Source organism: Pseudomonas sp. GW821-FHT07G06 (assembly GCF_058986625.1).
Map to the genome: position 1 here is coordinate 217,778 of NZ_JBYSVW010000013.1, position 14,467 is coordinate 232,244.

A 14,467-nucleotide genomic window follows, 5' to 3' on the forward strand; every position below is an offset into this window, starting at 1 on the left:
TTGAGCCTCATTCCGCATTTGCGGGATGGACTGGCTGCGCGCCTGTCTTTTTGATGCGTGCAGTGAATGATCACAGGAATCGTAAACATGAACTCCAAGTGCTATTGCACAGGTTGGTCCTTCGTGGCCGGTCTGGCGGCAAGCGTACTGGCATTGCCGAGCTTCGCTGCCGCATTGACACTCGATGAAGCGCTGCGGCTGGCCGAAAACAATGCGCCGTCGCTGGCTGCACAGGATGCAAAGATTCAGGCCGCCAGCAGTGCGGCTATTCCAGCGGGTGAACTACCTGACCCCAAGTTGCTGGCCGGTGTGCAGAACTACCCCATCGACGGCCCGGATCGCTGGAGCATCAACGACGACTTCATGACCATGCAAATGGTCGGAGTCAGGCAAGAGATGCCCAACGGTGACAAGCGTAAAGCTCGCATCGAGGTCGCCAACGCCGCCGTTGATCGCGCTGCCGCCGAGCGTCGGGTTGCACGACTGAACGTGCGTCAATCCACGGCATTGGCCTGGATCAGCAGCTACTCGGTTGAACGCAAAGATGCGCTATTCCAGGACTTCTACAAAGAAAACCGTCTGCTGACCGACGCCGTCCGGGCGCAAATTGCCGGTGGCCGCGCTCAACCCGCCGATGCGGTGACGCCCAAGCAAGAAGCGGCTCAACTGGCGGAGCAACAGGACGATCTGGTTCGCCAGCGCGCCCAGGCACGAGCGGCACTAAAACGCTGGATTGGTTCAGCCGCCAACGACAAACCGGTGGGCAGCTTGCCTCAATGGCCTGTCGACTCCTCAAGCTACGTCCATAAACTGCAGCACCATCCCGAGTTGGCAGCGTTTACGCCGATGACCCGTGAAGCGCAGGCCAAGGTTCACGAAGCCGTGTCGGAGAAAAAGCCGGACTGGAGCTGGGAACTGGATTACCAGCACCGTGGCCGTGAGTTTGGCGACATGGTCAGTGTGCAGTTTTCCTGGGATCTGCCGCTGTTTCCTGACGCTCGCCAAAATCCCAAAATCGCAGCCAAACAGGCTGAGCTCAGCCAGCTTGAGGCCGAGCGCGAAGCCCTGTCACGCGAGCATACCCAGCAACTGGAGAGCGAACTGGCTGACTACGAGCGCCTCAATCGTGCGGTACAGCGAAACCAGGAAAGCCTGTTGCCGCTGGCCAGGGAAAAGGTCGAACTCAGCATGGCCAGTTATCGTGCCGGCAAAGGTGATTTAAATGCCGTGGTTACCGCCCGACGTGAACTCATCGAGGCGCGCCTCAAACAGATCGACGTGGAAGAGCAGCGAGCGTTGAGCCGTGCGCGACTGTATTTTGCTTATGGGGAGTCCAGCCAATGATCCTTAAAAAATGGAACGGGGCGTTGTTGGTAGGTCTCTCGCTGGCCTTGGGTGGTGCCGGTGGATATTGGTTTGCTCACCAGCGTGTGAGCGCAGTACCGGTTACCGCCACGCAGATGAGCTCCATTTCACCGGATGAACGCAAAGCTCTGTATTGGTACGACCCCATGTACCCACAGCAAAAGTTCGATAAGCCGGGTAAGTCTCCCTTCATGGACATGCAACTGGTCCCACAATACGCCAGTGGAGGTAGCGACCATGCGACGGTCAGTATCGATCCAGCTCTCACCCAGAATCTCGGTCTGCGCGTTGCCACAGTCACCCGTGGAGTCTTTGACTCCAGCCTCGAGGTGACCGGTGTCCTGGCATTCAACGAACGGGATGTCGCAGTGATTCAGGCACGCACAGCTGGCTTCGTGGAACGGGTCTATGCCCATGCTCCAGGCGATGTGCTCAAAGCCAATGCGGCATTGGCGGATATCCTGGTGCCGGAATGGGCCGCCGCCCAGACAGAGTTTCTTGCCCTGAAGCACAACGGTGATGTTGACCTGTTGGCGGCGGCCCGCCAGCGACTGCGGCTCACAGGGATGCCGGCAACACTCATTACTCAAGTAGAGCGTGGCGGTAAGGTCCAACCCTACCTGACGCTCACCAGCCCCATTGGTGGTGTGCTGCAAGAGCTGAATGTGCGTGTGGGTATGACCGTGGCGACTGGCGAGACTCTGGCCCGCGTCAATGGCCTGAGTAGTGTCTGGCTAGCCGTGGCCGTTCCCGAATCGGAGGCCGGATCGATCACCGTGGGGCAAACGGTTGAAGCGCAATTGCCAGCCTTCCCGGGGATAAAGCTCAATGGCAAGGTCAGCGCGATTCTGCCCGAGACCAATCCGGACAGCCGTACCCTGCGCGTACGGGTGGAGCTGCCCAATCCAGACGGGCGCCTGAGACCAGGTTTGACGGCGCAGGTCCGCCTGAATCGTAAATCCGAGCACAGCGTGTTGTGGGTGCCGAGTGAGGCGGTTATCCGCACTGGCCGACGTACCCTGGTGATGCTCGCCGAAGACGCGGGCCGCTACCGTCCGGTGGAGGTACAACCCGGGCCGGAAAGCGACGGCAAGACGGCGATTTTGAAAGGTCTGGAAGAAGGCCGGAAGGTGGTGACGTCAGGCCAGTTCCTCCTCGATTCGGAGGCCAGCCTCAAGGGCATTGTTGCTCGCACGGAGGATCAGGCGCCACCAAGTGCAGCAGCCTCCGGTTTTCATGAGGCGGATGGGCAGATCGTCGAGATCAACGACAAAGAAGTCACGCTCGCCCACGGCCCTTTCAAGACACTGGGCATGCCAGGTATGACGATGACGTTTCCACTCGCCAATCCGGCGCTGAGGCAGGGGCTCAAAGCGGGTGACAAGGTTCGGGTGGCGGTGAGCCAGACCGACGATGGTTTGCGGGTCGAACGTCTGGAAAAATCGGGGAGCCAGCCATGATTGCTGCCCTGATTCGTTGGTCAGTGGCCAACCGGTTCCTGGTGCTGCTGACGACGTTGTTTGTCACGGCCTGGGGTATTTGGTCGGTACAGAGCACCCCCATCGATGCGCTGCCGGACCTCTCCGATGTGCAGGTGATCATCCGCACCCCTTATCCGGGACAAGCGCCGCAGATTGTCGAGAACCAGGTGACCTATCCGTTGGCCACCACCATGCTCTCAGTGCCGGGAGCCAAGACGGTGCGTGGTTATTCCTTCTTCGGCGACAGCTTCGTGTATGTGCTGTTCGAAGACGGCACCGACTTGTACTGGGCTCGCTCGCGGGTGTTGGAGTACCTGAGCCAGATACAAAGTCGGTTGCCGGCCAGCGCCAAGCCGGCGTTGGGGCCGGATGCGACGGGGGTGGGCTGGATCTATCAGTACGCACTGGTGGATCGCAGTGGCGGGCACGATCTGGCGCAGCTGCGCGCACTTCAGGACTGGTTCCTCAAGTTCGAACTCAAGACCCTGCCCAACGTGGCGGAAGTGGCCACCGTGGGGGGCATGGTCAAGCAATACCAGGTGCAGCTTGATCCACTCAAACTGGCCAGCCTCGGCATCACTCAGGCTGAGGTGAGCGCTGCTATCGGCAAGGCCAATCAGGAAACCGGTGGGGCCGTGCTGGAGATGGCAGAGACCGAGTTCATCGTGCGCGCATCCGGTTACCTGAAGACGCTCAATGATTTTCGGGCGATCCCGCTCAAGCTCGACTCTGGCGGCGTGCCAGTGACCCTTGGCGATGTCGCCACTATCCAGTTGGGACCGGAAATGCGTCGCGGCATCAGTGAACTCGACGGCGAAGGCGAGACAGTCGGCGGCGTGGTGATTTTGCGCAGCGGCAAAAATGCGCGCGAGACCATCGCGGCGGTCAAGACCAAACTCGACGAACTGAAAAGCAGTTTGCCGGCTGGCGTGGAAATCGTCACCACCTACGACCGCAGCAAGCTGATCGACCGCGCGGTGGAAAACCTCAGCCACAAGCTGATCGAAGAGTTCATCGTTGTCGCGCTGGTGTGTGGGATATTCCTCTGGCACTTGCGCTCCTCCCTGGTGGCGATCATCTCCCTGCCGGTGGGGGTGCTGATTGCCTTCATCGTCATGCGCTACCAAGGGATCAACGCCAACATCATGTCCCTGGGCGGAATCGCCATCGCCATCGGCGCCATGGTCGATGCCGCCGTGGTGATGATCGAGAACGCCCACAAGAAGATTGAAGCGTGGCACGTGGCCAATCCAGGAGAGGAGTTGAGGGGGGAGCGGCATTGGCATGTGATGACCGACGCGGCGGCAGAGGTAGGGCCGGCCCTGTTCTTCTGTTTGTTGATCATCACCCTGTCGTTCATTCCGGTGTTCACCCTGGAAGCCCAAGAGGGGCGGCTGTTCGGTCCACTGGCGTTCACCAAGACCTACGCCATGGCCGCAGCGGCGGGATTGTCGGTGACCCTGGTGCCAGTGCTGATGGGCTACTGGATTCGCGGACGGATTCCCGGTGAACAACAGAACCCGTTGAACCGCTGGTTGATCAGGATCTACCAGCCAGCCCTGGACGCAGTCTTGCGTCGGCCGAAGATCACGCTGCTGGTGGCGCTGCTGGTTTTTTTCAGCGCGCTATGGCCAATGTCTCGCCTGGGTGGCGAGTTTCTCCCCGCGTTGGACGAGGGCGACCTGCTCTATATGCCATCGGCCCTGCCGGGATTGTCGGCGCAGAAAGCGGCGCAACTGCTGCAACAGACCGATCGCTTGATCAAGACTGTTCCAGAGGTCGAACACGTCTTCGGTAAAGCCGGTCGTGCCGAAACCGCAACCGACCCGGCGCCACTGGAAATGTTCGAAACCACCATTCAGTTCAAGCCGCATGAGCAATGGCGCCCCGGTATGAGCCAGGAAAAGCTGGTGGAAGAACTGGATCGCGTGGTGCGCGTTCCCGGTTTGACCAACATCTGGATACCGCCGATTCGCAACCGTATCGACATGCTGGCTACGGGAATCAAGAGCCCCATCGGTGTGAAGGTTGCCGGCACCAATCTGACGGAGATCGATGCCGCGACTCAGGCGGTCGAGCGGGTGGCCAAAGATGTGCCCGGTGTCAGTTCGGCTTTGGCCGAGCGCCTGACCGGTGGTCGCTATATCGACGTGGACATCGACCGCAAGGCCGCCGCCCGCTATGGGCTGAACATCGAGGATGTGCAATCCATCGTGGCCGGTGCCATCGGTGGTGAAAACATAGGGGAGACCATTGAAGGACTCGCGCGTTTCCCGATCAACGTACGTTATCCACGTGAGTGGCGCGACTCGCCAGGTGTCTTGGAGCAATTGCCGATCTACACCTCGTCAGGCAGCCAGATCACCCTCGGCACAGTGGCGAAGATCAAGATCACGGATGGTCCGCCGATGCTCAAGAGCGAGAATGCACGTCCTTCAGGCTGGGTGTATATCGATGTGCGGGGGCGGGACATTGCCTCGGTGGTTGCCGATCTACGTCGGGTCGTCAATGAACAGGTCAAGTTGCAGCCCGGCATGAGCCTTAGTTACTCAGGACAGTTCGAGTTTCTCGAAAGGGCAAACGCACGACTCAAACTGGTGGTGCCTGCCACGCTGTTGATCATCTTCGTGCTGCTCTACCTGACTTTTGCCCGCTTCGACGAGGCCCTACTGATTATGGCCACTCTGCCATTCGCACTGACTGGCGGGGTATGGTTCCTTTATCTGTTGGGATTCAACCTGTCGGTTGCCACCGGGGTCGGCTTTATCGCACTGGCCGGAGTGTCTGCCGAATTTGGCGTCATCATGTTGTTGTACCTGAAGAACGCCTGGGCCGAACGAGAAGACCTCGGCGACAGCTCTGAGCGTGGGCTGCTGGCAGCGATTCGTGAAGGCGCGGTGCAGCGAGTCCGACCCAAGGCAATGACCGTGGCCGTGATCATTGCCGGTCTGTTACCCATCCTGTTGGGCAGCGGCACCGGCAGCGAAGTGATGAGCCGCATCGCCGCGCCTATGGTCGGCGGTATGGTCACGGCCCCCTTGCTTTCGCTGTTTGTCATCCCGGCCGCCTATCGCTTGATGCGTCGCCAAAGTCTCCCAATCACACCCGTCACCCAGGAAGGAAATGTCGTATGAAACTGACCCTTATTGCTATTGCCAGCACCGCCGTTGTGTTCTCTCTGGCTACCCGCGCAGGGGACATGCCAGGAATGAAAATGGACGGTATGGAGGGCATGAAGATGGAGCAGGAAACAAAGCAGGCTCCAGTCGCCAGCGCCGAGGGCACGATCAAGGCTATGGATACTGCAAAGCATACGGTGACCCTGGCTCACGGCGCTGTTCCAGCTGTGCAATGGCCGCCGATGACCATGGCCTTTTCGGTGGCAGAAGATCAATTGACAGGGTTGAAGGTTGGAGACCGAGTATCGTTTTCCTTCCGACTGGAGGGTGGAAAAGCAACGATTGTTTCTATCAAAAAATGAAATATTGATGTTGTTCGTAGCCGGCACGCATCGACGTGCCGGCTTTAACAATTTTCACAATAATCAGCACTTCAGAGGCGCCGCGTGAATTGGGTGCTTCTGGCCGATTGTGGTCTGTGACGAGGAGCTGCTTCCGAGCCGAAGCGGACAGGCTCGTCGGCCTATTTGAATGATTCGCGAAAATCACTAATGACTTGGTTGATGGAAGGTCCTTGGGTGGTTGGGGGCTCCGGGCTCTCCCCAAATTCGCGCCAGATGAACAGTGTCAGTTCTGCTCCGTCAGTCAGTGATTGAACGTTTTCAGCTGTAGCGAAGGTCTCCAAAAGTCTGTATCTCGCATCCTTCCAGAACAGCTCTTCGACCCAGTGATACACAGGGATGAAATGGAAATGAATGGGATAGCCAGGGTCATGGCCGAATCGACTGATGTAGATCCACTTCGGCTTTAGTCGCGATTCAATGGCTTTCTGAACTGCTGCGAGCAGGCCACCCAACTCTGCCAGGGCACTGCCCGGAAGGTCGGCCAGCGAGTTCGCATGAGTCCGCGAACCCAGCATCAAATAACCGGGGAGCGCGGATGACATATGATGATTGAGTATCCAATGATCGGTTTCATGAATGATGAACCGTGGTGCAATTTCCATGTGCGTTGATGTCCTTCGGCGATCGGTCACACAGAGTATCAAGGCATCATGGTTACGTCCGCTCCTGGCCGATTGTTGCCTGTCGCGAAGGGCTGCATCCGACCCATGGATGCCTTTCGAGAAATAACGCTGACCTGGCGAAAAAAGAAATAAGCGCCCCTTGGTCTTACGCCTTTTCTTTGTCGAATCAGATTCCTCTGCTAAATTTTCTGCCGATGTGTTTACTGCCAGAAACACGTTTAACGAAAACTCCCAAGCAAGGAAGCGCCTTCATGAAAAAGACTCCTCTTTTCACCCTTGGTCTGCTCGCAACGGCGATGTTGCTCGGCGCGACTGCCGTGCAGGCGCAGAGTGAGCCAGTGGCTCAGGTGTCCGGGCCCGAGGCCGATGTGAAGGTGACCGAAACCTATGTGCGCATGATGGCGCGCGAAGCCTATTTCTGGGGTTGGCCGATGGCCAACATCTATAACCGGCGGCTGAAGTTCAAGGATCTGCCGCAGCCTGGCCTGATGGGCGGCATCGTGCCCGTGGCGCCGATCAATCATCTGTCGATGCTCACCGATTACATCTCGCCGGGTGAACGCCTGGTGGCCTGCCCGAACCAGGACGTGGTCTACGGCGCCGGCAGCATCGCGCTGGATCTGGAACCGGTGGTCTTGCAGGTACCGGATTTCGGCGACCGGTTCTGGGTGTATCAGGTCGTGGATCTGCGCTCCGACAGTTTTGCCGAACTGGGCAAGATGTACGGCACCAAACCCGGTTTCTACCTGCTGGTCGGCCCGGACTGGAACGGCAAGGTGCCTGAGGGCATCACCCAGGTTTTCCGCGCAAAGACCAACACCGGTTTCGTGATTCCACGGGTGTTCCAGGACGATACGACCGAGGATCGCAAGGCGATTCAGCCGTACCTGTCCGGCATCGATATGTACCCGGTGTCCAAATACGACGGCAAACTCAAGCAGCGTGACTGGAGCAAGTCGCCGAAATTCCCGGCAGAAGCGGCCGGTGCCGAAGAAACCCGCTGGGTGCTCCCGGAAAAATTCTTCGATGAACTGCCGGCACTCCTCAAGGACGCCAAGCCATTGCCCGGCGAAGAAGCACGCTATGCGCAATTGTCGGTACTGGCACAGATCGCCCAGCGTGATCCGGAGCTGAAAAAGGCCATGATCGACGAGGCGCAAAAGTCTGATGCCGAGGTGGTCAAACCGCTGTTGCAGTTCCGCAACTATGGCAAGCAGTTGCCCAATCACTGGAGCACCATCGACAACGGCGCAGCGTTCGGCACCGACTACTTCCTGCGTACGGCGGTGGCCCGCTCGAACATCTTCGTCAACAAGCAGGTCGAGACCAAGTACTTTTACCAGGACCTGGATCAGTCCGGCACGCGCCTCAATGGCGGCCAGCGCTACAGCGTGACCTTCCCTAAAGATGCCTTGCCGCCGGTCAAGGGTTTCTGGTCGCTGACCTTGTATAACGAACAGCACTTCTTCGCGGATAACCCGCTGGGCCGTTATTCCCTCGGCACCAAGAACAAATCGCTCAAGCCCAATGCCGACGGCTCGCTGACGCTGTACGTGCAGAGCGAATCCCCGGGTGCCGACAAGGAAAGCAACTGGCTGCCCGCGCCCAAGGGCGCCGACTTCTCCCTCTACGTACGAGCCTATTGGCCTGAAGCCGCCGCGATGAACGGCCAGTGGACGCCGCCGGCGGTGGTCAAGCTCAACTGAAAACCATGCCATGTTTTATCTTCAAACTGCGCCACATAAGGACATCCCATGAGCAGCTTGCGTAACACCCTGACCGCCCTGGCAGTGGCGGTCTCTCTGAGCGGCGTCGCCGATGCCGCCACGCGTTACGAAGAGCTGGCCAACCTGCCCTTCGAAAACGGTTTCCCGACCGAGGCCACCGCACGCAGCATGATCGACGAGCTGATTTTCCAGCGCGCCGTGCAGTCGTATCTCTGGTCGTTGCCGGCCATCAACATCTGGTCGATGAAGGAGGCGTCGGAGAAACAATTCGGCGCCGGCTACAACATCCTGCCGACCTGGAAGAAACGCATCAACGCCAAGACCTTGGTGACCACGCCGAACTCCGACCTGGTCTACGCCATGAGCTATCTGGACCTGGCGAAATACGGTCCGTTGGTGGTCGAAGCACCGCCCGGCGTGCAGGGCATGTTCGACGACTTCTTCCAGCGGCCGATTGTCGGTCCGACCATTGACGGCAAGACCTGGCGCGGCGACGTCGGCCTGGCCGGCCCCGACAAGGGCAAGGGCGGCACCTATGTGCTGCTGCCGCCTGGCTACACCGGCCCGGAGCCCACCGAAGGTTTCGTCTACCGCTCGCGCACCAACAACGTGTTCCTGTTCTGGCGCACCTTCTTCAAGGATCCGAAAGACCTGAGCGTGCCGGTGGCCGAGGTCGAGCGCACCAAGATCTATCCGCTGGGCAAGAAGGATTCGGCGCTGCCGATGCAGTTCCCCGATGCCACCGGTGCACCGATCAACATGCTGTTCCCCGAGGACGGCCGGTACTTCGATCTGCTGTCGCGCTTCATTGAAGCCGAAGCGGTCGACCCGGCGGACATGGACATGCGCGGCTTCCTGCACACCATCGGCATCGAAAAGGGCAAGGCCTTCGCCCCGGATGCACAGCGGCGCAAGCTGCTGGATGAAGCGGCACGCACCGCGTTCAAGATGAGCAAGGTGGTCACCAGTCATCTGCTGATGAAAGAGCCGGGCGGCCTGTACTACACGGATCGCCAGTACGTGAATACCTTCGCCGGGGAAAACACCGAGTTCCAGTCCAGCGGCACGTACACCAACCTCGAGCAGCGTGTGGCGTTCTTCACCTCTGCCTACTCGGACAGCCCGGGCATGGTGATGAACATGGTCGGCGCCGGCGCCAAGTATCCCGCCACCACCCGCGATGCCGACGGCAAGTTCCTCGACGGCGCCCACACCTACAAGCTCAACCTGCCCGCCAATGTGCCGGCGGCGTTGTTCTGGTCGGTGACGGCCTACGACAACCTGACGGCATCGGGCCTGGACAACGGCCAGCCGTTCCCGTCGCTCAACCAGATGGACAAACCGGCGCAGAACAGCGATGGCTCGACCGACATCTACTTCGGCCCTGAATCACCGGGTACGGGCAAGAACTGGATACGTACCGTGCCGGGCAAAGGCTTCCTGGTGATTGTACGTTTGTATGGTCCCAAGCAAGCGTTTTTCGACCAGAGCTGGAAGCCCAGTGATTTGATCAAACAGTAACGATGAATTGCCTTGCCCCGTTGTAAAGCGGGGCAGGGCGAACGGCTGACGCTTGGAGTGTCTACCGCTGTGCCAGATCTTGCAGATGTCGGTACCCGGCCGCCTGAATGAAATCGGGCAGATGCCAGATCGCTCCATTGGCTCCCCAGGCACCATCGTTGACTTCATCAAGGATGATCGAAGTCATGATGATTCGTGGGTCTTGCGGTGCTCGCGACCGGCTTACCGCTTGATGTAGCCGCTGCACATAGTCGCCTCTCATGGCCTCGTTCAGCACACCGGCTGGGACCTTGACCTGAATGATGCACGGAATGGCTTGAGCGCTGACATCCACTCCACCACAGGTCCAGGCGCCTGGCGCCACTTCCTCAACAAGTGTCCAGCACAGGCCGCGTTGACGTGGATCGTTGCCGATTTGCTCGACCGAGATGGCCACTTTCGTCATCTCTTCGCAAAGCAGCGCCCGTTGTTCGCAAGTAAAGGAACCTTGAGGCACCTTGATCAGGATGTTTGGCATACAGGTTTACGCTCAATGAAATGGAGTCGTCATTGAGCCTGCCCGGAACCGTTGCAACCAGCGACCGATTCGACATCTTTCGGGCATAATCAGCCAATGAATGATTTCACGATTCTGATACTTCCTGGCGCCTTCGCCACGAGTGTCGCACTGACCCTGGATATCCTTTCGACCGCGGCGGCACTCGCCCAGCGACTGGGCACAGTTGTACCTCGCTGGCAGGTCTGTGGGGTGAACGGCACTGGCGTGACGCTCGACCAAGGCCTGAAAATTACTGTTCGTCCCCTGGAAGTCAGCCCGGATGACCGCTCTTGCTGGATCATTCCCGGAATCGGCGTGGCCGATGCCTTCACGATCGAGCAACGACTGCAACAGCCGGATATTGCTCTGCTGGTTCCGTCATTACGCGCGCATGTGCAGGCCGGAGGGCAGGTCGCGGCGTCGTGCTCTGCGGTGTTCGTGTTGCAGGCGGCGAACCTGCTCGCAGGACGCTGCGTGACCACCTCTTGGTGGATGGCGCCTCTACTCCAGCAGTGGGCGCCGGACTGCAAGGTAGATGCAGACCGAATGGTGATCCTCGACCCGCCGCTGGTGACTGCGGGCGCTGCGTTAGGTCAGAGCGATCTGATGTTGCAGCTGCTGCGCAACCGTTTCTCCCCGGCTTTGGCCGATGCGGTTGCACGGACGCTACTGATAGATGGTCGGCAACTGCAATCGCCCTTCATGGTTCCTGCCATGATGGCTCAGGGAAATGAATTGATCGCGCAATTGACGGCTCACATCGAAGCCTCGCTACCGGTGGTCATCGGCGTCAGGGCGCTGGCATCCGACTTTGGCTTGTCAGAGCGAACCTTGTCTCGACACATCCACAAGGCCACCGGCCACAGTCCGTTGCGGCTGATCCAGCGGGTCCAGGCCAATAAGGCCAGGGAGCTGCTGGTCAACAGCAAATACTCCGTGGACACCATCGCCGAACGCGTCGGGTACCGAGATGCCACTTCCCTGCGGCGACTGATGAAGAAAATGCTCAACGCAACACCACGGCAGTTGCGTTAACCGGTGCGACGAACAGTATCCATTTCGATTGTCCGATTTGGGGTGTGACTCAGACAGTTCAGTTTGCTTTACCAGTCGCTGAACAACGCCAGCTAATGATGTGATACTGATAGTCCGCTACTGGCCGAACTCTGCCGTTGCTGACTGGCGGCTATGGGTTGAAATCAGTCACCTTAAAACAGCCCATCAAGTGCTGCTTGTTCCCAGTTCCACGTACCGGCGTGCCAGTTCGAAACTGGCTTCAAAGATCGACAGGCCCTTGCCAATGGCCGCGTTCATCGAACCCTGATAGTCAATCCCGGCATCGGCATAGCCTTTAACGGTTTCCCCCGAGCCAATTTTCGCGACCCAGTTTTTCAGGTTGTTCGCCGCCTCATCGGCACTGCCGGCGCTCTTGATCTGCACCTGCAGCATGGCGCCCAGCTGGGTCACCGCATTTCCCCTGTGTAATTTGTGCCGCCAGCGATCCCTCAACCCGCCAGATTTTTTTGTATATGTCGGAGTTAACGAATTGGAGCAGGCCAACCTCTGTCGTTCCAATTTCCGATGTTAAAAAACAAGAAATCGCTCGAAATTTGGAGGAGGCGATCGGGGTTTTGAAGGGAAAATTTGTGGTGAGTTAGCTGTGATTTTTAATGCAGAAAGCCCAGCCCTTGCGCCGGGGCCTTTGTTACTGTCGCCAAAATACATCGTATCCGATCCTTGAACTACATCTACCGTAAGGTAGGTAGCTCGTTTATCGTGGTATCTCTATCGAGCAGCTCCATAGAAGTAAGACTTCGCGAGACGTGTGGCATCCGCTTAAGGACGCTTACTGTCCGTCACGACATGCAGAAATCGGCCAAAACCTGCCCGTAACCAACGCCTTCAATCGCCCATGAATTGAACTGCTCGATACCTACAGCTACACAACCTGTAGCTGAGTGTCGGTGATGATTCCCGAGAAAACCGACTCTACCGGCCCAATGAGAACAACCGGTCCCACACCGTCCCATTCAACCGTGACGGTTCCGCCATCACATTCCACTTCAACGGAGTGGTCCAGCAGACCACGGCGTATTCCATTGACCACGGCACCACAGCAGCAGGAGCCAGAACCCAGCGGAATACCACCCCAGCGCTCCCAAATACGCAGGCGAATGCGCGTTCGGTCGATGATCTGTACGAAATGCACGTTCGTCCGGAGGGGAAACAGGGGATCGGTTTCTATGGCCGGCCCGATTGTCGCCACATCGACCGCCGCCAGATCTTCCACAAAGTAGGTGCAGTGCGGATTTCCCATGTTGCAAGCGGCCGGGTCACCCGCCAGTGGCAGAGCAGCCGTAGCCAACTCACGAGTCAGGGGGATGTCTAACCAACCGAAACGTGGTTCTCCCATGCTGACGGAAATGACACCAGTGGACATTCGTTCGCAAGTCAAAAGACCGCGGCTGGTTCGCAGCCCTATCGAAGTCGCGTTCGACTCGCGCATCAATCGGTCTGCGGCACCCCGGGTTGCGCTGCCACAGACATCCAGCGTGGAGCCGTCGGCATTCCAGAATTCCAGTCGCGCATCGGCATCGTCGCAATCAAGCACCACCGCCAGTTGATTAAACCCGATGCCCCGGTAGCGATCACCCATTCGACGAGCGAGCGCACTGGTCACCGGATTGGCCATCTTGCGAGCGTCAACAATGACGAAGTCATCGCCATTGGCGTGCATCTTGTGAAAAGGCAAGGGCATGAATAAGTCCTGGCTATGGGGAATGAGATGGATGATGTTTAACGGGATCGAGTTCTATTGGAAGCACTTTGTCAAGTTGGATGAGTCTAGCCTGATCAGCGCAAGGTTGCGGTCATCCCGGTTGGCCATGACCCGGGATGCCACGCGCCGCAAATTCTCGATCAGCGCCAGGCGCAGCATGATCGGGATGGCCCATAGCTCGCCCAGGGTCAGGGGCGTGATGGTCTGATAAGAGGCGATGAAACAGTTCAGGCTTGGCGCGTCGACCCGGGCATCGCCGTGCGCGATGGTTTCCAGGGCGATGTCGTAGACCCGCGGCAGGCCTGCCGAAGGGCCTTCGGCCAGGCGCGGCAGCTCGCGGCTATAGTCGTCGGGCAGGTGGGTCCTGGCGGTACGGATGTTTTTTTCGATCAGGTAGAAGTTGTCCAGCAGCCATTCCGCCGCAGGGGTCGCGCGCCGGCTGGACAGTTGTACGGTCTTGAGCGCTGCGCAGCTACGTTCCAGAAGCAATTGGTTGTCAGTCAGGCGGCCCAGCAAGGCATCCTTTTTTGAAAGGCGCCCGGTGTACAGTCGCTGTCCGACCCAATACAGTCGCTCAGGGCATTTGCGCTAAACCTGCTACGGCCTGCAAGAGCGTGGGCATGTTTTCCAGGGCTTTTTTTGGTTGTTCACGTAATTGCGGGGAACCCGATACCTGTAGGAGCGAGCTTGCTCGCGATGGAGGTCAACGATGATGCGGGGGAGCCTGACACCCCGCGGTGCTCTCAGGTTTTTCGTCGGAACGCCGCCCGGAGCAAGCTCGCTCCTACAGAACCCGCCGCGCACGGCCTCTCGAGGGGGCGTGCACCGCGAGACGAGCTAACGCTCGACCTCGTTGTTTGGTGGTGCACGCGTTCCCCTGTAGGAGCTGCCGAAGGCTGCGATCTTTTGA

General features: G+C 58.8%; 10 protein-coding genes and 2 pseudogenes. 7 read left to right on the top strand and 5 right to left on the bottom strand.

Annotation, left to right across the window (positions count from 1 at the left end; translation table 11 throughout):
• Positions 1-87: 87 nt before the first annotated feature.
• The 4 genes from AC3WJW_RS22085 to AC3WJW_RS22100 are packed head-to-tail and all read left to right on the top strand — an operon-like array spanning position 88 to position 6,327.
• The gene (locus tag AC3WJW_RS22085) at positions 88-1,344 is read left to right on the top strand and encodes a TolC family protein (protein WP_493727391.1); all 1,257 of its coding nucleotides are present in this window, start codon (positions 88-90) and stop codon (positions 1,342-1,344) included.
• On the top strand, positions 1,341-2,825 hold the full coding sequence (locus AC3WJW_RS22090; RefSeq protein WP_493727392.1) for an efflux RND transporter periplasmic adaptor subunit: 1,485 nt from the start codon (positions 1,341-1,343) through the stop codon (positions 2,823-2,825). Before AC3WJW_RS22085 ends, AC3WJW_RS22090 begins: the two co-directional genes overlap by 4 nt.
• Complete coding sequence (locus tag AC3WJW_RS22095; protein WP_493727393.1) at positions 2,822-5,980, top strand: efflux RND transporter permease subunit; 3,159 nt, start codon at positions 2,822-2,824, stop codon at positions 5,978-5,980. Before AC3WJW_RS22090 ends, AC3WJW_RS22095 begins: the two co-directional genes overlap by 4 nt.
• Positions 5,977-6,327: a copper-binding protein gene (locus AC3WJW_RS22100; RefSeq protein WP_493727394.1), complete on the top strand. Its 351-nt coding sequence runs from the start codon at positions 5,977-5,979 to the stop codon at positions 6,325-6,327. Before AC3WJW_RS22095 ends, AC3WJW_RS22100 begins: the two co-directional genes overlap by 4 nt.
• A gap of 161 nt (positions 6,328-6,488) precedes the next feature.
• Here the strand turns inward: AC3WJW_RS22100 and AC3WJW_RS22105 are convergent, their stop codons facing one another.
• Positions 6,489-6,971 carry an HIT family protein gene (locus tag AC3WJW_RS22105; RefSeq protein ID WP_493727395.1) on the bottom strand — a complete coding sequence of 161 codons (483 nt, stop codon included), beginning with the start codon at positions 6,969-6,971 and terminating at the stop codon, positions 6,489-6,491.
• 272 nt (positions 6,972-7,243) lie between these two features.
• Here AC3WJW_RS22105 and AC3WJW_RS22110 point away from each other — a divergent pair, with 272 nt between their 5' ends.
• Positions 7,244-8,698, top strand: coding sequence for a DUF1254 domain-containing protein (locus AC3WJW_RS22110; protein ID WP_493727396.1), 1,455 nt, complete (start codon positions 7,244-7,246; stop codon positions 8,696-8,698).
• 48 nt (positions 8,699-8,746) lie between these two features.
• The gene (locus tag AC3WJW_RS22115) at positions 8,747-10,240 is read left to right on the top strand and encodes a DUF1254 domain-containing protein (protein WP_493727397.1); all 1,494 of its coding nucleotides are present in this window, start codon (positions 8,747-8,749) and stop codon (positions 10,238-10,240) included.
• Positions 10,241-10,301: 61 nt separating this feature from the next.
• Here AC3WJW_RS22115 and AC3WJW_RS22120 read toward each other — a convergent pair whose 3' ends face one another.
• On the bottom strand, positions 10,302-10,757 hold the full coding sequence (locus AC3WJW_RS22120; RefSeq protein ID WP_493727398.1) for a tautomerase: 456 nt from the start codon (positions 10,755-10,757) through the stop codon (positions 10,302-10,304).
• A gap of 96 nt (positions 10,758-10,853) precedes the next feature.
• Here AC3WJW_RS22120 and AC3WJW_RS22125 point away from each other — a divergent pair, with 96 nt between their 5' ends.
• Complete coding sequence (locus AC3WJW_RS22125) at positions 10,854-11,813, top strand: GlxA family transcriptional regulator (protein WP_493727399.1); 960 nt, start codon at positions 10,854-10,856, stop codon at positions 11,811-11,813.
• Positions 11,814-12,020: 207 nt separating this feature from the next.
• Here AC3WJW_RS22125 and AC3WJW_RS22130 read toward each other — a convergent pair.
• The 3 genes and pseudogenes from AC3WJW_RS22130 to AC3WJW_RS22140 all read right to left on the bottom strand — a co-directional run.
• A pseudogene (locus tag AC3WJW_RS22130) lies at positions 12,021-12,251 on the bottom strand (hypothetical protein); the annotation flags it as partial.
• A 466-nt stretch (positions 12,252-12,717) separates the two neighbouring features.
• Positions 12,718-13,536, bottom strand: a complete 819-nt coding sequence (dapF, locus tag AC3WJW_RS22135; protein ID WP_493727400.1) for a diaminopimelate epimerase — start codon at positions 13,534-13,536, stop codon at positions 12,718-12,720.
• A gap of 99 nt (positions 13,537-13,635) precedes the next feature.
• Positions 13,636-14,091: pseudogene (locus AC3WJW_RS22140) on the bottom strand (hypothetical protein); the annotation flags it as partial.
• Positions 14,092-14,467 lie beyond the last annotated feature (376 nt).